The sequence below is a fragment of the [Clostridium] citroniae WAL-17108 genome (genome assembly GCF_000233455.1).
GTDB lineage: Bacteria > Bacillota > Clostridia > Lachnospirales > Lachnospiraceae > Enterocloster > Enterocloster citroniae.
Map to the genome: position 1 here is coordinate 1,696,241 of NZ_JH376420.1, position 24,220 is coordinate 1,720,460.

21 protein-coding genes and 1 pseudogene are annotated in these 24,220 nt (G+C 40.5%); all 22 read right to left on the minus strand.

Features of this window, described 5'->3' with window-relative positions; genetic code table 11:
* Window positions 1-411 precede the first annotated feature (411 nt).
* Window positions 412-1,857 (minus strand): oligosaccharide flippase family protein, encoded by a 1,446-nt coding sequence (locus HMPREF9469_RS07685; protein ID WP_007860704.1) that lies wholly within the window; start codon window positions 1,855-1,857, stop codon window positions 412-414.
* On the minus strand, window positions 1,854-2,921 hold the full coding sequence (locus tag HMPREF9469_RS07690) for a polysaccharide pyruvyl transferase family protein (RefSeq protein WP_007860712.1): 1,068 nt from the start codon (window positions 2,919-2,921) through the stop codon (window positions 1,854-1,856). Before HMPREF9469_RS07690 ends, HMPREF9469_RS07685 begins: the two co-directional genes overlap by 4 nt.
* Window positions 2,922-2,943: 22 nt before the next feature.
* Window positions 2,944-4,215 (minus strand): O-antigen ligase family protein, encoded by a 1,272-nt coding sequence (locus tag HMPREF9469_RS07695; protein ID WP_157140263.1) that lies wholly within the window; start codon window positions 4,213-4,215, stop codon window positions 2,944-2,946.
* Window positions 4,216-4,721: 506 nt separating this feature from the next.
* Window positions 4,722-5,021 (minus strand): annotated as a pseudogene (locus tag HMPREF9469_RS33760) (kinase); the annotation flags it as partial.
* Window positions 5,018-6,238, minus strand: a complete 1,221-nt coding sequence (locus HMPREF9469_RS07700) for a glycosyltransferase (protein ID WP_007860716.1) — start codon at window positions 6,236-6,238, stop codon at window positions 5,018-5,020. The gene HMPREF9469_RS07700 and the pseudogene HMPREF9469_RS33760, both read right to left, overlap by 4 nt.
* A 122-nt stretch (window positions 6,239-6,360) precedes the next feature.
* Complete coding sequence (locus tag HMPREF9469_RS07705; RefSeq protein ID WP_007860717.1) at window positions 6,361-7,239, minus strand: glycosyltransferase family 2 protein; 879 nt, start codon at window positions 7,237-7,239, stop codon at window positions 6,361-6,363.
* Between the two features lie 37 nt (window positions 7,240-7,276).
* The gene (locus HMPREF9469_RS07710) at window positions 7,277-8,422 is read right to left on the minus strand and encodes a Coenzyme F420 hydrogenase/dehydrogenase, beta subunit C-terminal domain (protein ID WP_007860718.1); all 1,146 of its coding nucleotides are present in this window, start codon (window positions 8,420-8,422) and stop codon (window positions 7,277-7,279) included.
* Between the two features lie 25 nt (window positions 8,423-8,447).
* A complete protein-coding gene (locus tag HMPREF9469_RS07715; protein ID WP_007860719.1) occupies window positions 8,448-9,539 on the minus strand; it encodes a polysaccharide pyruvyl transferase family protein in 1,092 nt (363 codons plus the stop codon).
* A 15-nt stretch (window positions 9,540-9,554) separates the two neighbouring features.
* A complete protein-coding gene (locus HMPREF9469_RS07720) occupies window positions 9,555-10,568 on the minus strand; it encodes a glycosyltransferase (RefSeq protein ID WP_007860720.1) in 1,014 nt (337 codons plus the stop codon).
* A gap of 92 nt (window positions 10,569-10,660) precedes the next feature.
* Entirely contained in the window at window positions 10,661-11,335 is a 675-nt protein-coding gene (locus HMPREF9469_RS07725) for an acyltransferase (protein ID WP_040415156.1), read from the minus strand.
* 718 nt (window positions 11,336-12,053) lie between these two features.
* Window positions 12,054-13,253 carry a glycosyltransferase family 4 protein gene (locus tag HMPREF9469_RS07730; RefSeq protein WP_007860724.1) on the minus strand — a complete coding sequence of 400 codons (1,200 nt, stop codon included), beginning with the start codon at window positions 13,251-13,253 and terminating at the stop codon, window positions 12,054-12,056.
* Window positions 13,254-13,286: 33 nt separating this feature from the next.
* Window positions 13,287-14,549 carry a beta 1-4 rhamnosyltransferase Cps2T gene (cps2T, locus tag HMPREF9469_RS07735; RefSeq protein ID WP_007860726.1) on the minus strand — a complete coding sequence of 421 codons (1,263 nt, stop codon included), beginning with the start codon at window positions 14,547-14,549 and terminating at the stop codon, window positions 13,287-13,289.
* Window positions 14,550-15,589: 1,040 nt separating this feature from the next.
* The gene (locus HMPREF9469_RS07740; protein WP_007860728.1) at window positions 15,590-17,020 is read right to left on the minus strand and encodes a sugar transferase; all 1,431 of its coding nucleotides are present in this window, start codon (window positions 17,018-17,020) and stop codon (window positions 15,590-15,592) included.
* Between the two features lie 108 nt (window positions 17,021-17,128).
* The gene (locus tag HMPREF9469_RS07745) at window positions 17,129-17,830 is read right to left on the minus strand and encodes a hypothetical protein (protein WP_007860730.1); all 702 of its coding nucleotides are present in this window, start codon (window positions 17,828-17,830) and stop codon (window positions 17,129-17,131) included.
* A 127-nt stretch (window positions 17,831-17,957) separates the two neighbouring features.
* Window positions 17,958-19,031: an LCP family protein gene (locus HMPREF9469_RS07750; protein ID WP_007860731.1), complete on the minus strand. Its 1,074-nt coding sequence runs from the start codon at window positions 19,029-19,031 to the stop codon at window positions 17,958-17,960.
* Window positions 19,028-19,777 carry a CpsD/CapB family tyrosine-protein kinase gene (locus HMPREF9469_RS07755; RefSeq protein ID WP_007860733.1) on the minus strand — a complete coding sequence of 250 codons (750 nt, stop codon included), beginning with the start codon at window positions 19,775-19,777 and terminating at the stop codon, window positions 19,028-19,030. The genes HMPREF9469_RS07750 and HMPREF9469_RS07755 overlap by 4 nt, the downstream gene beginning before the upstream one ends.
* Window positions 19,774-20,556 (minus strand): YveK family protein, encoded by a 783-nt coding sequence (locus HMPREF9469_RS07760; protein ID WP_007860734.1) that lies wholly within the window; start codon window positions 20,554-20,556, stop codon window positions 19,774-19,776. Before HMPREF9469_RS07760 ends, HMPREF9469_RS07755 begins: the two co-directional genes overlap by 4 nt.
* A gap of 8 nt (window positions 20,557-20,564) precedes the next feature.
* Entirely contained in the window at window positions 20,565-21,287 is a 723-nt protein-coding gene (locus HMPREF9469_RS07765; RefSeq protein WP_007860735.1) for a CpsB/CapC family capsule biosynthesis tyrosine phosphatase, read from the minus strand.
* 1 nt (window position 21,288) lies between these two features.
* On the minus strand, window positions 21,289-21,780 hold the full coding sequence (locus tag HMPREF9469_RS07770) for an AfsR/SARP family transcriptional regulator (RefSeq protein ID WP_007860736.1): 492 nt from the start codon (window positions 21,778-21,780) through the stop codon (window positions 21,289-21,291).
* 234 nt (window positions 21,781-22,014) lie between these two features.
* Window positions 22,015-22,467: a hypothetical protein gene (locus HMPREF9469_RS07775; protein WP_007860737.1), complete on the minus strand. Its 453-nt coding sequence runs from the start codon at window positions 22,465-22,467 to the stop codon at window positions 22,015-22,017.
* 384 nt (window positions 22,468-22,851) lie between these two features.
* Entirely contained in the window at window positions 22,852-23,337 is a 486-nt protein-coding gene (gene xdhC, locus HMPREF9469_RS07780) for a xanthine dehydrogenase subunit XdhC (RefSeq protein ID WP_040415158.1), read from the minus strand.
* Window positions 23,330-24,217, minus strand: coding sequence for a xanthine dehydrogenase subunit XdhB (gene xdhB, locus HMPREF9469_RS07785; RefSeq protein ID WP_007860739.1), 888 nt, complete (start codon window positions 24,215-24,217; stop codon window positions 23,330-23,332). Before xdhB ends, xdhC begins: the two co-directional genes overlap by 8 nt.
* Window positions 24,218-24,220: the final 3 nt, after the last annotated feature.

Sequence of the window (24,220 nt, forward strand, 5' to 3'; positions counted from 1 at the left end):
TCCACAAAATAATTCCAAACATACCATATTATGAATGCTTTTTGATACAACTATTATTCAACATTTTCGGCAGAAATTCATCAATTATCATGTGCTTTATTCAGTTTTCTGGGTGCAAAGATTATATATGTTAAACGCCCTTATGGGTAATCTAATCCTAATGGAACAATTTAGGACTACCTTAGCTTTCGGACAGCCTCCCCGATGCAGATTTCAAAATAGTGCTACTTTCTTTTTTTAATTTCTCATAGCCAATAAATTCATAAATACTGCAAAATATCGCATTAAAACAGATTTACAATATATAATTCCATAATGTTTTGAAAGAAATATGCATTTCTTATACCTTCCTCTCGCAAATATGTCCTATCAATATCATATAACCACTTATATAACATGTACAACAACAAACTATCTTTCCCTAAACGTTAAAAGTTTCTCAAGAATAAATTTCTTATTGTATAGTATAAATAAAACAATTAAAACTATAACTGCTAAATATCTAAACAATATAAAAGAATAGAATTTAGTAAAACACCACGATATCCCTATTAGACCAATCAAAATGGAATAAATTATCCTATCCTGATATAAATGAACCTTCAGTACAACTCTTATAATATAATAATGCATAAATAATAGTACCATATAGCTTATGAATGTAGTATATGCCGCTGCTACAAAGCCATACTTTGGAATGAAAATCCAATTCAATAACAAGTTAAGTAATGAGGCAATAAATGTCCCAAGCGATGTATACCTTGTCTTTTTTAAATGCATTTCTATAATAACATATTGACTATATACGAATTCAGTAATTACGCCCATACAGATTGGAAAAACGGCATGTACCCCTTCAATGTATTCTTTACCACCAAGAATGTTAATTGCTTCGGGTGCCACAGCAACACATCCTACGCCAAGGAAACACCCTAATATAAGAAATGGCACAATTTTTTCTCTAATCGATGAAAAGTTCTTCAAAGCATAATTATCATGAAACCATGGATTCCATGCAGAATTAACTGCATTAATAACCAAAGATATAAGCAAAGCGTACTGATAAGCCAAACTATAAATACCTGCGACCGAATCTCCGCAGTAGTACTTGACCATCAAACGGTCAGACTGTCCCAGTACATAAATGGAAAGTGAATGGACAATTAATGGTGCAGAATAAGCTAGTGCATATTTACTAAAAGTTTTAAATTCATCCCTATTTGGAACAGTTTTGCAACAGAATATCTTAGTCCAAAAATATAAACCTAATATCACAACAGGAACCGTTGTTCCAAGAATTTTCCCCATATACTTTTCAGAAAAACATGATATTAGTACTAGTGACACAACAACTGTAGATACTGTAATAAAAATTGAAATATAAATATTCTGCTTATATTGATATCGAAAGCGATATAGACACTGATATAAAGTTACAACAGTTCCAAAAAGCAGATAAACAAATAAAACAAATACTGCTTTTTTATTCAGACCGATTATATCTTTACAAGAATCATACAATATAAATATTACAGAAAATATAACGCCTGTGGCCACACTACAAATAATCTGTAAAGCCGAAATAAATTTCTCAAACTTTGGCCCAAAGTCTATCTTTGCTCGACCTATACTATATGATACATTTAACGAACATATTATTGAAAGCAAAGAATACCAAGTGTTAAAGGTTGCGGAAATGCCATAGTCTGCAGTTGACATCATTCGTGTATAAAATGGTGTCGATATTATCGATATGGATTTTACAAGTAAGGTTGAAATCGTATACCATAATCCTGCCTTAAAGGCATTTTCCATTCTAAAATTGTTCTCAATTTCATCTTCACCTTTTTTACTCATATTTTATGACCTTCCATTAACGTCAAGGATTCCTTTAAGTAATTTAAGGAGTCCTGTTTTAATTTTCCCATTTTTTCTCCAACAACCTCATAATCAATGGGTTCATTCATGTATTTGGAGATATCAATTGAACCATCATAAAAAGTTCTCGATACACCTGCATCCTTTAAAAGACTTCTTATCTTATCCTGTTTATCAGGACGAGCGCATAGAATAATTTCCTTACAATTTTTGAGTGCAAAGACAGTTCCATGAAATGAATCGGTAAATATAAATTGAGCTTTTCTAAATAATGTAACCCATAATCGAAAGGAAGCCCCATCAATTGAAAAATCTGCCCAGCCACAAGTTCTTCCTACTGCAACAATTTTGCAACTCTTTTCTTCAGCAAACATTTTTAAACTCTTTTCATACACTCTCCAATCCGAAAATGTATATATTAAAATGAAGTTCTCTGGAAGAACACATTCACAATCAACATCCTCGAAATCATACATAATAGTCGGATCAGAAGTTATAATCGCTTCCTTTCCAATATTATTCTTTATAAGCCGTTGTGTGTTCTCATCTCTTACCGATAACGCTTTCATGGCTTTTAGAGATTGGATGCACTCAGAGCTAAGTTCTGTATTCGGATCAAGATATTCACAACTTGGGGAGTATGTTATTTTACTGGTATCGCATATTCCTACGCCATAATACATATCTGAAAACAGCCAATGCTTTATATTAAAAATAGCATCACTGCCAAATATAATGCAATCAAGTCCAAGGGAATCAATTTCAAAAGCATTTCTGACCCTTTTACTCTCTTTGAAAAGAGAATTCGCATAACTAAATTTCAGCGTCCGGATAAGCCCCTTTAATACTAATAGCGGATGCCTTTTTTTGTTTTTGAAATTAAGATTTGTCAGAATATTTGTTTTATTATATTTAGGTGTTCTATAATTAATCATTATAGCCTCGTAACCCAATCCATTCACTATTTGCTGCAAAGCGTATGCTTGCGCCTTGGCTCCGTAATTTGCGCCATAATACCATGTAAGTATTCCAACTTTTAACATTACTCATATACTCCCAACATTGTCATTTTCCATTATACCAATAGTATTCTCCCACAGCACACATAATAATATATGGTATCAATGTTTGCAGTTCATAGAGACAAGTCCCAGTGATGCCATAAAGGAGAAAAAATGTCTGGTATATGATTGATATGGCCAGTCTTCTTTCGCCATCATCTCCTAATTCAATTTGATTCCTTCTCGATTGGATGAATCGATGGGCCACTCTATAATAATTCAACGCCATAAATATGTAAAAGAAAACCGATCCCACTACCCCTACTTCGGTCAACAACTGCAAATAAACATTATGAACATGGTAAGAATACTTATAATAAAAAGAAAACCATCCGTTTCCTAAAATATAATTTCCCTTTAACATCACGCTTGCAAGACCCCATAGCATAAATCTATTACTGGAAACATCTCCCTTTGCCTTTTCCTCAGCAAATCTGTCCAGGAATCTTAATGTATCTGGAGCAATCGAATAAAGTATATAAGCAAAAATTACAACTCCAAACAAAAGTCCCATAATTTTTCCAATTCGGCCTACTGGTCGATTACTATTATATAAATAATAGCAAACCAGCATTCCTGCGCATGTGAACAGGATATGGGCTCTCTTATTTGTAAGCAGAAGCGCAACCAACATGAGAAGTACAATACACACTCTACCAAATTTCTTTCTTGCGGAAAACTCCTTTAAATCAATTAGCCGTCCACAAGTCATGCATACGCCTAAAGTAACAAACATTCCATTAGTACTATAATGAGTCGTGAAGCCCCCAGCGTAATAATCGCTTAAAGACAAATACTTTGTCGTTGTTGAATAGTTCGAAATAAAAGGAAATATAATTGTATCATAAAAGCTTTTGCTTAAAAAACTTACAAGCGTCATAAGTGCGTAGAAAAAGCCCATAATGCACATAAGCTTATAAGACCATTTTATCCATTCTGGCCTGTTTATCATCGACACAGACAGCAACATCAGCGTAATAAACGTACTTTCATAGTAGATGTCCCTATTTTTTAGATTATAATTATTAAACATTAAAACAATGAATACAAGCGTTATGCACAAAAGCATATAATAGTTGCCACTACCTTTTAGTACCCCTAAGGTGCAGACACCAAAATAAACTCCTGCTAGTAGAACAAGACTCTGCCAAATTGTATAAGGAATTACATTTCCCCAGCTACCTCTAGATAGTCCATATAAAATTAAAATACTGAAAAAGGAGCAACTGCATAACTTTTTTTTACTGATTAACATATCTTCCTCCAGTGAAATCACAACATCTTACCTCCCCCTAAAACTGCTCTTCCAACATTAAGCACTAGCAGCGAAAAATCGACAAGTGTAATTCTTGTATCTTATAAGTCTCGAATGTTAGAACCTTTATCACCGTATCTATGACTTTTACAAGTCATCTGCCTTTCGTGCCAGTAAGGCCAGTAACTTTGATACCCGATGCGATGGCTACAACCGCGGTGTTTATTATGTTCTTCCTGTTGCCCGATGTCGAAATATCAAGAAATATATCTCCCCTTGCTCCCATGTTTGAAAAGTTGCCGCTCGAATACACCAAGGCCGTCCACATCATTAAAGTAAGCAATAGTTAATGCCTCATGAACTACCAGTGGTATAGACATCAAAGAGCACTTCAGACTCTTGGAAAGCTCAGCACCGCGAACAAGGTCAACCTCTTTTAGTTTTGTAGCATATTAGCACGCATGGGATGGAGAACCTTGAACCTCTTCATTAGTTCGTCATCAATGTGTTCGGAATCAGAACCGCGGTTCCCCTTTCAGGACATAAAAAGAATTCAGCCTACCGATAGCAAAAGAACTGCCTATTTCAAAACCAGAACGCGCCGGAAGATCAGTCTCATATGTGTAGCGAATCTCATACATATCCAGCAGTTCATAACATTACGAATAGTATAATCAAATAAAGGCGGAAGATGGCGGAAATTCACATAACAGTACTTGTCAAACGTTGCGGAAAGCACTGATCCGCCATTTTTCCTTAATATAGTTTTCTATATCTGTGCCACCACCCAAAAACGACATACGGAAAGGCGTTTTTGTAATAATCATTCAAATTTACTCCCAAGTTCTTCTAATTTATTCTGATATAATGATAGAGATTTCTCTAACGAATATCTCTGCATAAATTTCTTAGCATTAAACGCCATTAAATTAATATCAATTGCGCCAGTATAAATTTCCCTAATAGCTTTCGCATACTCCTCCGGCTTTATGCAATGAATGTATTCACAACCTGATTGAGCCGGAATTCCCTCAATACCAATATCGTTAGTGATTACAGGAATTCCCGAGGATAAGGCTTCTAGAATTTTCACTTTAATACCCGCCCCCAAAACAAGCGGAGCAACAAGGCACATTGATTTCTCAAAATACGGTGTTATGGATTCCACGAACCCAGTAATACAAATATCAGAATTTTCATATTTCTTCAATTCAGCTGGAGGATTGCTTCCTAAAACCAAAAAACAAACACTCATATCCTTCAACAACGGCATGACATTCTTTATAAACCAAATAGCACTTAGATAATTCTCTGGTCGTGCCATTGCGCCAAAAAACAAAATGTCTCTTCGATTTGATTTTCTTTCTACCTCAGACATATTGTTAAAATAAGGAACCAACCACTGAACCGAAGTACTATTAACCCCATTTTCAATCAATACTTTACAATTGTCAGGATTATGTGGCAACACTAATGAGCATTGTTGCAATGCTTTTATTTCATTTAGCTTTTCATGCCTCGTCTTTACATTCCAATACAATCTTTTTAGGCCTGAGTAGTTCTCTCTTTTTCTAGCCCAGCCAATAAATGTAACATCATGTTCAGATGCAACGAATTGACTTGTCGGAAAAATCAATTTAATGTCATCAATTAACATCAGCATTGATGTCCATTCCAATATGACGAAATCCGGACAAAAACCATTCTCCCTATATCCCCATATCTTCCGCAGGACTCTCTTAGCATAGTCTCTATAGATTAATCCTGAATATTTTGTCCATGGATTAATGCGTGAAGGAATACTTAACACCTTATCCAATTTATCCTTAGCAAATTGTTCTTCGTATGCAATTCGATGATCAACATTTTTCAAATATAGCTCCAAATCATCGGATGACATGCCATCTGGCAAAGACACCAATTTTACTTCGAATCTATCATTTGCTTTAAAATGTTCGAAATAATATCTAAAAGTTTGTGCCCCTGCATGAGCTATTTTTTTCAATGGAGGGGTTGTAGAAACCCACAATATTTTTATTTTCATTCTAGATTTCCTCGAAGTATCTGAAATGTTATTCTTATATTATCGCCCTGTGTAATATGCTGTCCAACATTAAATTTGAAGGACACTAAGCAATATTACTCTCTATCGAATCATCAATAAAACTACTTATAAATCCAATATCTAATTTTCCACCATATTCTTGGCCAGAAAATATCAAGATTACGCAAATAAATCATACTGCGACACAACCCATTAGCGTTCGCCAATTCAATCTTTTCTTTTCTATTTCTTAGAAATACATCAATATGATCATTAGGAATATAATCAATTTGTTTTAAAAAATCTACAATTTCAATGCTTGAAGCTGCCATTTTTGTCTCGTCTGCAGACAAATTATTTCCAGTGTGTTTGTGCGTATAAACAACCTTTTCACACATCGCAAACTTACATTTGCTATAAAGCATTAATATCCACAAAAATAAATCGTCTGATCCGTTTGTTTTCATAATATACACAAGCCATTCACGCGGAATTGCCGATTTTCTAATCAGACAATGCCCTGGCGATACAATCTGATTATGCCCTTTTATGTATGTATTAACGTCAAAGGCATTAATGTATTGCCCTTTGCTCTTGAAATGCTTCCTAAATGTGCCCTCTGCGTTCTCTATATAAGCGTTTGCTACAACAACATCCGCATCTCCAATTATTTTATATTCTTCAAGGAGACAATCATCTTTCAACTCATCATCTTGATCCAAAAACACAACATAGTTCCCGGAACAATTTTTCAAACCTGTTACTCGGGCTTGATGTATTCCTGCATTTTCTTTATGATTGACCACTTTATATGAAACTGAAGATTTAACCTCTGGTATATTCGCAGTTATCTCTGGGCTATCATTTACGATTACTAATTCAACAGCCGCATCTATAGCTGCATTCTTCAGAGTCTCCGCGTTTCTTTCCGCGATCTTTACTAATGACGGTATATATTGATTTCCCTTATAAAAAGCTGTAATTATTGAAAAAGAGATCATCGAATTCTCCTTATTCGTTCTGTCTGCGTTTTTACTCTCACTTCGTAACTGTTACGATATACCCACCCCCCCCCCCACGTATAAATCTCAGCTTTAGCAAAATTTTCTTGATTTGCTGATTCCTGTATGTACGGGGAAGCCCTTTCTTAACTGCTTTGCAATAACTCGTGCCAGTTTGAAGTGCATCAAAGAATTCATCATATGAATCAGGCTTAACAGACGGTCTTTCCAACTGGTGATTATATTCTATTGCATTTTCAAGATCGACCGGGAATAATTCAACTTCCGCATCCTGCAATAGACGTTTCCCTTTGTCGGTCTGGCACAAGGCTAGCGAAATCCCTTTGTCTTGTTCTTCCTGTGAGAGATTGCTTCCCCAAGAATCGCCAATTGTTATATCGCTTACGCGTTCAGATTTTGCAAAGCAGCAACTATAACAGTTTTCTGTATAATTGATACAATTCAAAAAGGCCAGTGAATAACAATCATATACTCCAGGTGAATCCACATAATGTTCATTTCCTGTTACCCGAAACACATCCTTCTTCCGGAAACCGACCTGTATCAGTTCTGCCAGATGATATCCAGCTTCAGACAAAAACTGCTCAATATTTTTTGGTGAGGGGCTACCATGACATATCAGATCTACAAGGTACAGCTTTTTTAACAATCTCTCGCCTGCAAATATTTTAACTGCCGCTACCTGGCACGGCAGACCAATAAACAGAACCTCTCTGTCTTCCTGAAGACACCACTTTATTTTTTTGTAAATCCCCTGCGGATTACTCTTTACATATTTTGACCCCGTAAAACGTTCAACTTCATTTTCATTTTCTGCAAATTCAAAGTGGAAGCTTCCTTCAGAGAAGACACAACTACATACCAGGCCACCTCGGTTCACAAAATGTTTAGCTAATGTTACTGCAAAACCGCCTGATGAGGAGACTGCTCTTTGTTTGGCAGATTTCGCCCAGCCCTGGAACCATGCAATTGGCTTTTCTGCATTAATTATATTGTTATTTTGACAAATGCGTTGACAAGCCCCACATTTTATACATTTTGCTGGATCAATCACCGCATTATAATTTCTTAAGGTATCTCTGATTTCTATTGCGTTTTTCGTACAAACCTCTAAGCAGGCCATGCAGCCAGTACATTGGCTTTCTTTACATACATTTTCCATAACATTTTCCCGATTTTATAGTATATTAATCCTGGTTAACTTTTAAATCTACCTTTTTAATATTTCTAAAAAGATAGTCAAGAGATTCTGTTTTCCGCTCTGATATAATCTTGTTGACTATTTCATAATCAATCCATTGCGTCATAGTCTTTATTATATCTCCATGATCTCCTACAATCTGTTTTGTCAAACCAAATTCTTCAAGAAGGGAGCTAACCTTATTGATTCTGTTCTGTTCTGTTAAGTATGCTGCGAATCGATGATTATACTTAATAGCAAATGAAGTTCCATGAAATGTACCCGTTATTACTGCTTGAGCATTTTTAAATAAATATGCCCATTCATAGGGGGAAATTCTTACTGTATCAACCATCGTATACCATTTTTTATATTCACCCGCTCCGTAAATTTCATAACCATTTTCTTTTGCGTAAGAAACAACTAAATCAATCTGTTCTGAAGCCAAATTGCACTCATATACTAATATGTATGGCTTTCGTAACACTATATTTTTTATCTTTTTCCTTGCTTCCAATGGATAACTGTATAAATATACAGGATCCAGTGTTCTTATAACTGGAACATTAGTCAGCATTTTTGCTAGCCGTTCTGTTTTCGTATCTCTAACAGCTATTTCTTGAAAACTCTTTATGCCAGCCTTAATTTCCTCTGGTATTTTATTCAATTCGATTGAACTATCTCCTATACTAGCTGAATATGTAATATGCATACATTCTAATCCAACACCAAACTTAATCAATGAATACGCCATATCCTCATAATTCCATACCTCATCGCTACCAACAATAATTAAATCATAGCCACAATCATTTATTTCACATGCATTTTTTACTCTCTTACCTATAGGCAGCTTCTTTCTAAAAGTATTAAATTCAAAATACAACGCCACTTTCTCTAAAAAGGATCTTATTGAATCGGTATTCTTATAGTGAAAGAATCTTGAGTTGGACATTACATGGTGCTTCAAAACTCGAAAATTTACAATTTCTATCTGTGCATCAGGAATAAAGTCACGAATAATGTTTACCAAAGCATCTGCTTGCATTACTGCGCCAAAATTTCCTACATAGTGGTGTGTTAAAACTCCTATTTTCACTTAGTCACCCGCTCCTTACAAGTTTAAAAATCTTTTGATAAATGCCTCCAAGCACAATTCTTTGTGATACTTTCTTTTAGCCACATTACTTTTAAGCATATATTCTGATTTATTTTCTGCAAATGTTTCTAGTTTTACACGAAGGTCATCAATATTTCCACTTTGATAGAAAGTTACCATTTGGTCATCTACATAATCCCTTATTGCAGGAATGTCGTTTACAAGTAAAGGTACACCAAGCGACATAGCCTGAAACATCACCATATGTCCCACTGAAATATCCGTTTGCTTAAGCGATAAAACAAGCAGACTTGAATGCTTTAGGACATCGCCAAAATTTTCTACTACAACATCAGCCAAAACACTAATTTCAGATACTTCACAATCGCTCAACCTCCAGGATTGTGTTGCAATAACAAGCGGATATCTATTCCTTTTCATTTTGTTATAAGCTTCCGTTAAAGTCTTATAATCTCGATTGCTCCCTCCCCCTGAAAAAAAAAACTTTTCCGGAAGATTTCCACCATATACTGAATCATTATCATAATCAATTCCATATGGAACATAAACAAATTTATTACACTGAAAAATTGATTCATAATAGTTTACTTCATGGGATCCATATACGGCTACAGATGATATTCCTTTTAAAGACAACTTAGTAAAAACTTTTCGTAGCCAATAGTATACTTTGTTTTTTTTCTTTTCAAAAAGAAACCCACCCATAACTATTTTCCTTTTTTTGTTAAACACCCCCAAGAAAATGGAAACAATTGGATTAAGGCAATATATTTCATCTGCATCAGATTTTAGTATACTTATAGTGTAATTAAATGATTTCATCCAATATAAAAAATGCTGAAGCAAAGATCCAACAATACGTATATTTCTTACTTTCCGTATTAATTCATCTTCATATGTGGTATAAACAAAAGAAAAATCATCATCAGATTTGGCATGGACTATTTTTAAAAATTCATCTTCTTTGTTTTTATAATCCAATCTATCTAACACTAAAACTTTTTTCATATATGATCCTCCTAGCATCGTTTATCTATGTCGTCACTTAGAAGCATCGTTAAATTAATTTATAATCAACGACTGTCGGCTACTGCTATCGCTTATTTTACCCACTGGATATCTTTTTTTATCACTTTAGCAGGCCTTCCAACAGACACGGAATTCTTTTCTCTAATTGGTGTTGAGACAAGTGAACCAGCACCTATAACACATCCATCAGGAATTATTGCCCCCTTCAAAACAACCGTGTGCATACCTATCCAAACATGTCCTCCTATTGTCACATTTTGATTTTTATTAATAAGTTTTTCATTACAGTCATAAATTCTATGAAAATCTGTCGTATATATACCTATCCCCTTCGAAAGTAACGACTCATCTCCAATAATAAATGTTGTATTGTCACCAACATTTATCCCTGTCATGTTCACTTTATTTGCATTAATCGTCACTTTATCACCTATATAGCAATTTGCATTATCTCCAATTATGATGATGTGAGCACAAGTCAAAATGCACTTTTCCCCTATTTTGATATGGCTATTATTTCCAATCACTATTATATGACAATTCCGAATAACACTTTTTTTCCCAATGGATATTGTATTAGATATAGACCCAGATTTAATAACTGATTTTGATATAATACTTGACGGACACCTTGAATCCTTAGAGACACGAGAACAAAAGGTTTTTGTAATAAAGCATGCAAATCTCCAAAGCATTCCATCCTCTTCCCTATTATTTTTTATAAATTGAATTAACTTGTTCTTCATTCTTCCTCCGCACTTGTCATCAAATATGCCATTCACGTTCAAACTCAATTTCAATAAGAATCTTCAACTTACATTATCTTCTACCCTGCCAAAAAATAGTCATTTCTAATCACCGCACTTTTATATTTATAACTCTTTTGTCCATCACACTCCTCCCCACTGGAACATCTTTCGTCACCAGTGTTCTAGCTCTTCTGACTGAACATTCACCAATGGTAACACCGTCAAAAATTACGACATTACTACCATTTCAGCAGTCGCTTTCTATAGCAATGCCTTTCTGGTTGACTCCTTGGTTCTTGATGCAACTCTCTGTATCGGAGAAATTGTGATTCTCTACAAACCAGTTACACTTTGGGCTGAACATAACATTCTTGCCAATCGTTATCCTTCCAGAACATCCGACATATCCGTATGATCGATATACGAATATTCAACCATCCCAAGAAGTTCTTTAACCAAATCCTTTTCCATAGTGGCTAGACAAGTGAATCATAACTCAGCGGCTGGCCTTGTCATAATTACCGATCACAAAGAAATCTTTATTTTTCATATTCTGCTTGCAAGTGATATCTTACCATGCAAAATCTGTACACCTTTCCTATAAAAAACACTCCTTCTACTCACTTGAAGAAGTGCCTCCTTCCCCACACGATTTTACAGCTGTACGACAATAAATTCTAATTTTATTCTTTATGCATATTTGAACAACCACTTTTTATAATCTCCTCGCATCAAATAAGGATTCATATATCCCAACCAGTTGCTTATAGTTATCTTCCGGTAGATATTTCGCTTCATAATCTACTCTTGCATTCATTCCCATTGTCTTACACATCTCGGGATTCTCCCACATCATTTTTATTGTTTGGACAAATCCCTGCGTGTCACCAAGTCCCACCTTGAATCCATTGACACCATTTTTTATTGCCTCAACAGAAAAACCTAAATCAGTAGCAATTAATGCTTTGCCAAGGCTCTCCGTCTCGATTTCTACCATTGAGCAGCCTTCATACCAAATGGACGGAAAAACCACAAATTCTCCGCCCTTAACAATACTTAAGCATTTATCATGCTGTGTATAGCCAAGGAAATAGATATTCTTCTTTTCATCTGCTAATGCCTTAAATTCTTCTTCAAGCGGGCCTCCCCCCATAACCACAAGCGGAATGTCCGGCAACTGTTCCCAAATTTCAATCAGAACACGAACGCCTTTTTCCTCTCCAATACGACCATAGAAAACCGCGTATCTTTCTGGCAGACCACCTACCTCAACAGTTTTCGAATTCACTTCAATATCTGGGACAAAGTTGTATTTTAGAGCAATTTTCCGTTCATCAAAGCCGATCTTTTCAAGCAGACTTATCTGGTTTTCATTCAGACAAATGTATCTGTCAATTTGCTTATAAAAGCTTTTCCGGATACGATGATACTTAAAAATGCAGGCCACAATTAAACTCTGAACGCGGCTTCCCTTAAAACAGCCATATTTACACATTCTCAAATAATGCCCATCTCCGCACGCATTGCAAAGTTGCGTTCCACGCAAGGATGTCGAACACGGGCATATAAAACGTGTATCATGGAGTGTTGCAACAACCGGTACTCCGCAGCGTTTAGCAGCATACAGAATAGACGGAGAAAGTAACGGGAAGAATGTATGAACATGTACAATGTCAGGCTTTTCTTTTTTTATTAACTCCTGTACAACATTATAATTTTTGAAAGACCACAACATCCCAAAGGTTAATTTTATCTTTCCAATTATACCTACAGAATCAAACTCATCATTAGAGACCGTATAACGAATTACTGTATTTTCATGTTGTTCCAGCAATGCCGTCTCACTTTTATACACCTGATCATCTCCGCTTGATGAACCTTTTCGGTGATAGTTATGTATCGCAAGTATCTTCATACCTTATCCAAATCCTATTCTTTTCAAATTTTACTACTTGCAAAATTTTTCCTCGTACCGTTTGCAAATATACTCCCAGCTGTACGCTTCTCTTATCCTCTTCTTGGCTTTCGCTCCAAGCTCTTCTATACTCTCTCTACTCATCCCATCAGCCTTATCAATCAGATTCGCCAGGTTCCCGTTACTCTTACTCCAGTACAGCGCACTGTTTTCAGCCACCTCTTTATTGAAACCAACGTTCAATAGCAGGTTCAAATCAGTGCTTCCCAGAGCTTCGAGCAGCGATGGATTTGTGCCACCGACCTCGTGTCCGTGTAAATATCCGTAGGCATTCTCTCGAATCTTCATGAGAAGTTCTTGATCATAAACAGTACCAACGAATTTAATTCTTTTATCGACTCTGAAATGCAGTTTACTCTCCAATTCATTGAGGAACTTCTGATTAATATTCGTTATGATTACAAAGTTCCGCATACTCTTACTCTTCATAAACTCTGCTATCATCGTTTCATAGTTATTTTCTGGCACAAACCTCCCAACGACAAGATAATAGTCTTTAGCTGTCAAGCCTGTTCTCTCATACCAGTCTAAGAGTTGCTCACTGTCATCCATCAGCTTACTTTTGCGAGTCTCTGCTCCGTAAGCAATAAATGTAGTTTTGGGATCTTTTCCCTCTATTCCATTGCCGCATTTACCGTCATAACACTTATGTATATACTTCTCAATTGTCACAGAATCACAGATAACAAGATCAGACCATTTCACCATCATGGCCTCAGACTCTTTCCAGTATTTTCGTACCAGTGCGCTCCACTTAGCTCTCTTCCATTCATGACCATCGGGATTTAGGTATACCTTCCCGCCAAGTTTGTGGATTTCCTGATAGTAGTGCTTCATGAACGGTCCGATGCGGCAAGCCATGATATATACAATTGGATGCTTAATCTGCTGTTCCTTTATAATCTCACAGCACTGTTTCAGAGCCACCACATCATAATAAACGGCCTGTGCAGGCCCCAGCTTTTGCGGAATGTTGATCTTGAAACAATGGGCATTGTTATAGGTAAACTCTACCACCTGACCAGTCGTCTGCCCGTCTTTATCCATACATTCCACTTTATCCGTAACACCAGATAAAGACCGCTCATCCATACAGCCATCACCATTGGCCTTACAAGCCACATGATATTTTATATTTTTATTATTTTGGTGATATTCTGTGAGCTTGTTGATGAAAGTCTCATATCCACCATATGCGCCTAACGACTTTGCTCCTACCAGGAAAACGTGCTGCATAATTTCATCCTCAGTTCTCTGCCTTTTTGTTCGTCTTGATTTTTTAAAATCCTCTGTCTGTTTCTGATATTCGTTCTATCTATCCTTTGTCACAATTAACTTCCCATTCTGCATAGACCTGTCTTCCCTCTGATATTTTCACATTCGGCGTAGACAACCGAATCTAACTTTTCTGCGAACAATCCTCTGCATCCGAAAAGCCAAAACTTAAAATTTCGTATAGACCCTTCTTAACGAACACATCATCCATAGACTTGACAAGGGGAGGATAATTTAATTACAATATTAACCATAGTCTACGTCAATTAACCGTTTTCCCTCAGTGTCAGATAATTCTCATCTGTGCTCATTCATAAGCCTATGTGATATTATCAATAGCAAAATCTCAGGAAAGCGCATAAATAAGACGTTTTTTATCCTTATCATTCGAGTTTTATGATGACTGCACTCTCTAACGCCATTACTTCAGATAACAATAAAAACCTAAGTCTGCACAATACATTTTGCATCCCTAACAGCTCATGATGTTATCATTAAGGAGAATCTGGACAAAATTTCGCGTTATAAAAACCTATCATGATAGCTACGCAAAGATATCTCTACCACGCATTTCATACTAATAGACAATTGTCTCTAATTATCGGCATGATATTTTTTGTCGACATGCACCAAAAACAAGCACTAAAAATATCGCGTAGACATTAGTATAACAACGATTAATAAGTACACTCTATTTCTCATACCTGCGACATTACATTCTCTTTTGAATGAAGGATCATAGCCTTCTTCAAATGTACTTAAAGCACCCATTATCGTGTAAATTGCATTACTCTATGTATCTAATTCCAATCGCGAACACATCATTGATGTTCATCAAAATAACCCCGAACGAAGTCTTGAACTTTTTATCTCATTAAGTGTCCTCATAGTATTTTTTATTGCTATCGTTAATAAGCAATCAGATTCATAGAATACTAAACCACATTTTACAGTGCTCCTATTCCCCCTCAAATAATTGTTCTTATTTGCCCCAACCACTCCTACATAGACCCCTTCTTATCAAAAACCACCCAAACCGTCTTAAACAAGGTCCTTATATCCAGCCCAATACTCCAATCCGTAATATAGTCCCTGTCCAGCTGGACGACTTCCTCAAAGTCCGTTATCTCGCTTCTTCCGCTCACCTGCCACATTCCGGTGATCCCTGGCTTGATACTCAGCCTGGCTCGGTGATGCAGGTCGTACTTCTCCCATTCATCCACGGTGGGAGGCCTGGTGCCTACCAGGCTCATATCACCCTTTAGCACATTCCAGAACTGGGGGAACTCATCAATAGAGTATTTTCTGATAAAGTTCCCGATTCCCTTTGCTCCGCCGATGATCCGGGGATCGTTCTCTATTTTAAACATCATCCCGCCCTGTACGCGGTTCTGACTCATTAATTCCTTTTTGCGCTCCTCAGCATCCATATACATGCTTCGGAATTTATATAACTTAAACTTTTTTCCGTTCTTTCCGATCCGGACTTGGGAAAAAAATATTGGTCCCGGCGACTGGACGTAGATGCAGGGCGCCACTATAACAAACAGCATGCCTGTTAATACACATCCCACGATCCCTCCCGCGATATCCATGGCCCGTTTGAAAAACGCCTGTCTCCATGAAGCCATGTTGATGTTGCTGGTCAACACCGTATAGGTTCCCAAGCGCTCCACGTGCTGGATCTGGCCCTTCAGCCTTCCCATCTCGATCAGCTTCAAATGAACGGTAACTCCCATGTCTATAAAGCAGTCCATCAACTCCTGGGGCAGCGGCATCTTCTTGGGAAGATTGACAAATACCTCATCCACCCACTCCCGGCACACATACTCGGCAACGGAATCGCTGTTAGCAACAACTTCCACACCATTAATCCTCTGTCCGGCCCAATCCGCATCCAATAACGTGACGCCCACAATACGGAAACACTCATAATTGTTCTGGCGGATATTCTCAACCACTTCCTCCACCATATCCTTGGATGTAAGGATCAGAAGGGAACGCTTTCCCTTTCCTTCATTTCCTCTTATAAAAAGGTATTTCTTCCAAAGAATCCTTGCTCCGTAGGATAACACGACATAGAAAATGCCGGTCATTACCAACATAATTCTGGAATATTCCTCCCCTTGCTGAGTCGCAAACAGATAAAAGGCGGCAATAAGTACCACCAGGCATACATGCTTGACAGCCGAAATCAGTTCCTTAAAATATCCTCGTTTCAGCACATTCTTAAAGCTCTCGCCAAAAAATGTAACAAATATCTGAATGAACAGAAATACAAACACCATGTTGCGGTACAACTGGCTTTCGTATGGCCAGTGAAGCCCATGACGCACAAAATACGCTGCAACATATGCAAGCTGCAGACACAACGCATCTATCAAAGTAAAATCCAGATGCTTCATCCAGCCCTTATCCGCTTTTCGATACATTTTTTCCCACCACTCTTTTCCTCAAACCCCTGCTCCCTGTCCTATCCCTGTAGAACCGGGTACACGGCTTTATCAGTCATGTACCCCGGCCTGCATTTCTTCATGCTTTTAGTTCTTGTAAACTACGGATAATGTGCCAGATCCTGGAACATTAACAGCTACGGTCTTGGTAACCGGGTCCACCTTAAGGGCTGGAATCAGCTGCCACTGGCCGGTAGCGTTGTCGTAGAACAGTACCTGTACGTTAGCCAGGTTATCAACCAGGTTTGGAACATATAGGGATACTTCTACTGCACCTGTCTTAACAGCGCCTGTGTTTGCATCCATGGTAACGATGGCATGGGTGCCTGTCAGTGCGTTGTATCCGGTCAGGTCAAGGTTCTGTACAGCTTCTGTTAATGGCTTACCTGCATTGATATTGTTGATTGCAGATACTACATTCTCAGGAAGACCTACTGTTGCTGCTGTGCTTGCAGCAAATCCAACTGCTGTGTCGCCGATTACGGCCTGTCCCTTGGAGTTGGTTGTTACCTGCTGGCCTGTTGTGGTCACAGTGTCTACTGCAACACCGATCGTGCTGCCTGCTGGGCTTGCACTGGTGGTTGCTCCTGTGGTCTTGACGCCAGAGGGTGATACAGTTACTGTGGTGTTGGAACTGTTGGTTGTAGTGTTGGTTGTAGTTGTTGCAACAGAACCGGAATCAAGTCCGATGCTGCCGTCACTGGATGAACTTCCTGCTGCAAATGCCCATACCGGCTGTGAAGCCAGGGCTGCTGCCAGAACCAACGCTGCTACGTATTTCTTTTTCATATCCTTCACCTCTCCTTTCTTCTCTCCTAAAGAGTTTTTTATATTCAATAAACAGCATGTTTCCACACTGGATATTGCGCCTTTGTGTTTCCCGCTTATCACTTGCCTGATTCTTGCTTCCCGCAACTTACTCAAGCTCGCGGTAAAACAGTTCCAATATAACCGGGGTCAATGCATCTTTGTCCGCATAGAACTCATCATATCTTGGGGTTACTACCCCCTCACCCGGAACCGTGTAGAAATCTTCATCACTTAGCTTTCCATTCCCCACTGCATCCATTGCAATCTTGAGATACTGGTCTTTGGCCATATTGGTCACCATGTAGTCCTGGACCTTGTCGAACAGCCTGACCACCAGTCCGTTGTCGTGGGAAGCCCCCTTTTGTACGGTTTCAAAAAAGCTTTTGATATACTGCTGCTGCTGGTCCATGCGGAACAATGCCGAATGGTCCACATGGATATCCCTGAACCGGACAAATATCTCCGCCTGCTTTCCTTTAAGGGTTACTGTTTCCCCTTTGATCAGGGCCGGATCCCGTTTCTCCATCCCATCTGTCTCTATGGTCACGGAAACGCCCCCCACCTCGTCATTGAGCATTGAAATGGCGCTGGTATCAGCTGCCAGGTACCACTCTATTTTCAGGCCTCCAAGAAGCCCTGATACCGCCTCCACCATGTATTCACAGCTTTTTTCCCTGCCATCGCCGTATGCGTAGGCCAGGTTCAGGTGCTGCAGGTCCTTGCCCAGCTCATTGCCGCTTAGATCTGTCAGGGTAATATCTGTCATGGTGTCCCTGGGGATCATAAGTATTTTCAGTGTGTTGCGCACCGTGTCCTGGGCAATGAGGAACAGTCCATCGGCCTGTCCTCCGAATCCGGTGGTGGTCTTTTCTGTCATCTCGCCGGCCCGGTCCACACCCATGCACAGAATGGCTTTTACATAGCTGTTGCGCCTGTATTTCCTGCCGTTGTATGTAACGATATCGCCGCTGAACAGGTATGTGTCGTTCTGATCCCCTGACTGTCCCCCGGACTGGTTTGCAGACTGGGCAGCGTAGTTCCTGGCCGCAATCTCTGCTTCTATGGCTTTTCTCTGCCGGTACAGTCCGATGCCTGCCCAGATAAAAGCCACAATAGCCAGTGCCGCGATCCCGATTCCAATGCGGTAAACGGTAGTTCTATGGTTTCTCAGCCAACTCATGCCTCTGCCTTCTCGTATTTTTCATATTTCCCGTATTTTCCATATTTGCCGTACTTGGAGTATTTTCCATATTTACCGTAACGGCTGTAGTATTTGCTGTAATAACCGTTCCGCTCCATGCTCACTTTGTTGAGCACAACTCCCAGGATACGGCAGCCGCTCTTTTCCAGCTGTCCTTTTACCCTTTGCTCCAAACGGTAGCTGATGCAGCCGCTTTCCACCACCATCACGGCACCATCGCACTGTCTGGCCACAATGGCCCCATCGATCAGGTTTGCCATGGGCGGGGTATCTATGATCACGTAATCGTATGTCTTTTTCAGTTCCTGGACCATCTGTTCAAACAGATCCTCCTCCAGAAGCTCCGCCGGATTAGGTGAATACGGTCCCGCGAATACCATGCTCAGGTTCTCCACATTTGTATCATAGAGCACGTCCGCCAGCGTTTTCTGGCCGCTTAGATACTGGGACAGTCCATAAACCTCCGTCTCCAGCTGGTACCTGGATACCAGTACGGATTTTCTTATATCCGCATCAATCATCACTACCTTTTTCCCGATCTGGGCAAGGGAGGCGGCCATTGCAAATGTGATGTCGCTCTTTCCCTCATCGGGAAGGGAGCTGGTCAGCATAATGGTCCTGATACCGTTTCCGCAAAACTGTATATTGGTCCTCAGGGTCTTGATCGCCTCATTGTAGTGATAATCGTCCTTCATATCCCTGTTTAATGTTATGATCTGTTTCATGACGCTCTACCGCCCTTCTTTTTCCTTGATTTTCCAGTTCCCGTCTTGGGCTTTGACTTTCCCGAGATCATGGCTTCCTTGTCCTCAGGCTTTTCCCCTTCTCTCTCAGGCACGGAAGCCAGGACGGAGAGTCCCAGATACTTGGTTACGTCCTCCTCGGTACGGATGGTGTCGTTCATCACTACCTGGACCGTGATCAGGCCGCAGATCAGCACCGCACCCAGCAAGCCGCCGATCAATGCATTCTTGGCATTGCTGGGGCTGGATTTAAGGACAGGCACCTCGCCCTCCTCAATGAGTTTGGGCGGAACCATTTCCATGATATCTCCAATGTAGTCTGACGACACGGTTGCGATCTTGTCCGCGATCATCTTTGCCATGTTGGGATCCGGGTCTTCCACGGAAATGGAAAGGATACGCGTATCCTGGGGATTGTCAATGGTGACCTTTTCTTTCAAATCTTTGTATGTAAGGCCCAGTTCCATCTCATCGATCACCTGGTTTAACACCCTGCGGCTGGTGACGATTATCTTATAATCCTTGGTCAGCTGGCTGCCGATCTGCAGATCTGCCAGTGAAGTCAGCGTGGTCTCCTTGGAAAGGATGTAGACCATGGCTGTGGATTTGAACTGCGGTGTAAGGACAAACTTGCTGAACGCCCCTGCAACGCCTCCAAACAGCACGATAACGCCCAATATGATCCATATCCGGCGCCGGAACTCCCTCAGCAGTTCCAAGAGGTCGATCTCTATCTCGTCATCATCAAAATTCTTTTCCATACCTATCCCTATTCTCCTGTTTTTCTTTTTTGTAGTATTTTGTCCGCATTGCTGCTAACCAGGGCTCTTACCTCATGTTCGCCCATATGTTTTTCCAGCCACCGGAGGGATTCCTCCATGTCCGGCTTCCTGTAATCCATTCGGTGCATGTCTGTGCCAAGCATATGGATTCTGCCCTCCGCCACCTGTCTGCGGCACCACCGCACATCCCGGTTCCATATGCCGTTTCCCTCCAGGCTGCTGTAATTCATCTGAAGCCTGCAGCCGCATTGGATCAACTCTTCCACCCCGTCCCCTTCCCTCAGGCAGAAATAGCGCTCCACGTGGGCGATCACGGGTATGTATCTGGCCATGGTCATTTTCCTGACCGCCTGGTACAGGCTGTGGTAGGACACCTGGGGATCAAACTCCACCAACACATACCTGGTGTTCTCCAAGGTCAGGGCCTTTCCCTGCTTTAGGTTTTCCACCAGACCTTCATGGAAATATGTTTCCTGTCCCAAACCTGTCTTAAAATCCGGCGCGATCCTGCCTGCCTCCTCTGACAGCCTTTCAGCCAGCTCATATATCTGGGGCGGCAGCCCCCTTCTGGAATAGTGGGGCGTGGCTATGATACAGCGCGTTCCCTGTTGATAAGCCGCCTCCAGCATCCTCCTGCTCTCGTCCCAATCCCTTGATCCATCATCGATTCCCGGCAGGATATGGGTGTGTATGTCAATGATTCCTGTCATGTCACTTCAACACTCCGTTGTATTTTCGGTACAGATTCTTCAGATAAGGCAATGTGTCCTCTGCCCAGGAATATTCAGGCATGTAGCTTCCTGAAAATAGGGTTCCATAATCGGGATTTCCCTCTATAAACTCATAAAAGTCACAGACAAATAACTCCGTGTCCACCGCATAGCTCCCCCTCTTCTTGATCAGTATCTTCTCGATCCCGTACTCTTCCAAGCTCCGGCGTAAACGGTGGTAGATAACCCTCAGATTATTCTTGGCTGTTTTTTCTTCCACATTTTCATACAGTAAATACGTCATCTGGGATAAGGATACGCTGCTTCCACGCTTTTCCACCAAAACCGCCAGCATCTCCTTTGCCTTGCTGCTGGGAAAATAAATCAGTTTGCCATTTACATAAACATCAAAGCCGTCAAAGGTCTTGACAAATATCCTCTCATTTTTCACCACCGACATCAGCGTTATTACTCCCGTTATTTCCAGCCGCATAGTACTGTTCTCTGTAAGGATATACCACCTAATTGCTTTCAGTTTCGTTACAGAACCGTTTCAATTATACGCGGCATGTAATTTTTTGTAGTTTTCTGGAAATATTGGGTATAATTTGTTAATTACACACATATAAAAAAAGAAGCTATCTTTTCAGACTGCTTCTTCTTTCTTTCCGGAAAACCTAATATTTTATTATTATTTACCTTTCTAAACATTTGATTCAGAATTTTCCTAAAATTCCTCCTCAAAATAATCCCTCATAAGACTTGACAGAGTTACCTCCGCCCAGCTGTACTCCGGCATATATTCACCTGCAAAGTAATTAGATGCGCCTTCTACCTGTCGCACCATATCATAACTGTCGCAGACAATCTGCTCCTTATTAACGGCATATGTACCTCTTCCCTTTATGACGATCTTCTCAATTCCGTACTTCTTAAGAGTTTGCTTCAGTCTGTGCCATGCCAGATGGACAGCCTGTTTGGCCGCTGCCTCATCCCGCTCTCCTTCTGATAGAACTCCTGCCAGATGGGCCAGCGTAACCGCTTTACCTCTCCAGTCCACAAGCACTGCCAGTAGCTCCTTGGCCTTACTGCTGGAAAAGTATATCAGCTCTCCCCTATAATACAGATCAAAGCCGCCAAAGGTTTTTACATATACTTTGTCCATATTAATATCAAACATGATGCATACTCACCTTTTATCCCACGTCTTAGGGACCAAGCGTCCCTTTATCTCCTCGCAGGGCCTCCCTGGCCCCTACCTATATGTTAACATAAACGACCAGCTAATTCCAGTAATATAACCCTAAATCCCGGAAATTTCCCCCTCCTTATTTTACATATAAATTATAATTTTTCAACATTTTTATGTACTTTCTCAAAAAGTTCCGTTAGCTTCCATTTACTGGGATTTTATAGTGAAAAAGAGGGCGCCGTATTTGGCACGGCGCCCTCTTTTTCACTATGGTGAATCCTAAACTCTTATATCTCAAGATGCCGTCCAAGCTTCCTCAGGGCTTTGTCCGTTAACCGCATCCATCGATCTGATCCAATTAAATCTTCTTTTCTATTTTCCAACTACCTTGTAGGTTTCTTCAACAATCCGCTCCATGGCATTGAGGATATTTTCATACCCCGTACATCTGCACAGGTGCCCGGATATGAGTTTTCGCAGTTCCTCACGGTTATACCGCTTTCCGGTCCCTACTATCTCCACAGCCGACATGATCAGCCCGGGCGTACAGAACCCGCACTGCACGGCTGCTTCCTCTATAAATGCCTTCTGTATGGGGCTCAGCTCCCCGTTAGGCCCCTTTAGGCCCTCCACGGTCATAATGCGCCGTCCCTGCGCCCACATGGTCAGGTAAATGCAGCTGTCTATGGCCTCACCGTCAACCAACACGGTACAGGCACCGCACTCCCCCACCTCGCAGCCCTTTTTTACACTGGTCAGGCCCAGGCGGTTCCTCAATGTGTCCAGAAGGGATTCCCTTGGATCCACTGCCAACTCCACTTCTTTCCCATTGACGGTCATCTGCACAATATTAAGCATCCCATTCACCTCCTGCATTGATCACGGCCTGCTTCACAGCCCTTTTTCCCAGTTCCTCCACCAGCTGCAGGCGGAATTCCTTGGAAGCCCTCCAGCTGGAACGCGGACTTACTTCACTGAGAGCTCCTTTTCCCACCTTCTCAGCCAGGGCCTCCCCCGTCTCCATACCGATCACGGATTGCTCCGTCTCACGGCACCGGATGGGTGTGGGAGCTGCCACGCCATATCCCAGGCGCAGATCCTCAATGTGCTTTTTGTCCTCACCCAGCTTTACGGTCACGGCACAGCCCAGGGTAGCGATCTCCATTGCCCCCCTCTTTCCATATTTAATATAGTGGCCGCCGTAGCCTTCATAGTTTTCCTTCTTTATTTTAATTGAGGTCAGAAGCTCATCATGCGCCCTCACCGTTCTGCCGGGTCCGGTATACCATTCACTGATAGGCACTTCCCTGACGCCTGCCGGTCCCGTAAGGACCAGAATGGCATCCAGGCAGCAAAGGCTGCTTGCGCTGTCGGCGCTGGTCACTCCGTTGCACACATTTCCGCCCACGGTTCCGATGTTGCGCAGCTGGGGTCCTCCTGCCATATCCACTGCATCCCCCAGGATCGGAATATACTCCTGGATGATCTTATTGTTTGTAATATGGGAAAAGGTAGTGGCCGGGCCGATGACAATGGTACCGTCCTCCTCCATGGAAATGCCTTCCAGTTCCCTGATCCCATGTATGCTCACCAGGGAACAGCCTGCCAGCTTTCCTTCCCTGATCTTGATCAGTACATCGCTGCCTCCTGAGATCACAACCGCATCCGGGTCAGCAGAGAGAGCGCGCACTGCATCATCTATATCCTTTGCCTGGTAATATTTTTCAATATCATACATGCC

Coding starts and splice junctions, on each gene's coding strand:
- HMPREF9469_RS07730 (WP_007860724.1), bottom strand. CDS start 13,253: ATGAAGATACTTGCGATACATAACTATCACCGAAAAGGTTCATCAAGC.
- HMPREF9469_RS07720 (WP_007860720.1), bottom strand. CDS start 10,568: ATGAAAAAAGTTTTAGTGTTAGATAGATTGGATTATAAAAACAAAGAA.
- HMPREF9469_RS07765 (WP_007860735.1), bottom strand. CDS start 21,287: ATGACAGGAATCATTGACATACACACCCATATCCTGCCGGGAATCGAT.
- HMPREF9469_RS07725 (WP_040415156.1), bottom strand. CDS start 11,335: ATGAAGAACAAGTTAATTCAATTTATAAAAAATAATAGGGAAGAGGAT.
- HMPREF9469_RS07755 (WP_007860733.1), bottom strand. CDS start 19,777: ATGAAACAGATCATAACATTAAACAGGGATATGAAGGACGATTATCAC.
- HMPREF9469_RS07740 (WP_007860728.1), bottom strand. CDS start 17,020: ATGTATCGAAAAGCGGATAAGGGCTGGATGAAGCATCTGGATTTTACT.
- HMPREF9469_RS07770 (WP_007860736.1), bottom strand. CDS start 21,780: ATGCGGCTGGAAATAACGGGAGTAATAACGCTGATGTCGGTGGTGAAA.
- HMPREF9469_RS07705 (WP_007860717.1), bottom strand. CDS start 7,239: ATGATCTCTTTTTCAATAATTACAGCTTTTTATAAGGGAAATCAATAT.
- HMPREF9469_RS07710 (WP_007860718.1), bottom strand. CDS start 8,422: ATGGAAAATGTATGTAAAGAAAGCCAATGTACTGGCTGCATGGCCTGC.
- HMPREF9469_RS07690 (WP_007860712.1), bottom strand. CDS start 2,921: ATGTTAAAAGTTGGAATACTTACATGGTATTATGGCGCAAATTACGGA.
- cps2T (WP_007860726.1), bottom strand. CDS start 14,549: ATGCAGCACGTTTTCCTGGTAGGAGCAAAGTCGTTAGGCGCATATGGT.
- HMPREF9469_RS07775 (WP_007860737.1), bottom strand. CDS start 22,467: ATGTTTGATATTAATATGGACAAAGTATATGTAAAAACCTTTGGCGGC.
- xdhB (WP_007860739.1), bottom strand. CDS start 24,217: ATGTATGATATTGAAAAATATTACCAGGCAAAGGATATAGATGATGCA.
- HMPREF9469_RS07760 (WP_007860734.1), bottom strand. CDS start 20,556: ATGGAAAAGAATTTTGATGATGACGAGATAGAGATCGACCTCTTGGAA.
- xdhC (WP_040415158.1), bottom strand. CDS start 23,337: ATGCTTAATATTGTGCAGATGACCGTCAATGGGAAAGAAGTGGAGTTG.
- HMPREF9469_RS07745 (WP_007860730.1), bottom strand. CDS start 17,830: ATGAAAAAGAAATACGTAGCAGCGTTGGTTCTGGCAGCAGCCCTGGCT.
- HMPREF9469_RS07685 (WP_007860704.1), bottom strand. CDS start 1,857: ATGAGTAAAAAAGGTGAAGATGAAATTGAGAACAATTTTAGAATGGAA.
- HMPREF9469_RS07700 (WP_007860716.1), bottom strand. CDS start 6,238: ATGAAAATAAAAATATTGTGGGTTTCTACAACCCCTCCATTGAAAAAA.
- HMPREF9469_RS07750 (WP_007860731.1), bottom strand. CDS start 19,031: ATGAGTTGGCTGAGAAACCATAGAACTACCGTTTACCGCATTGGAATC.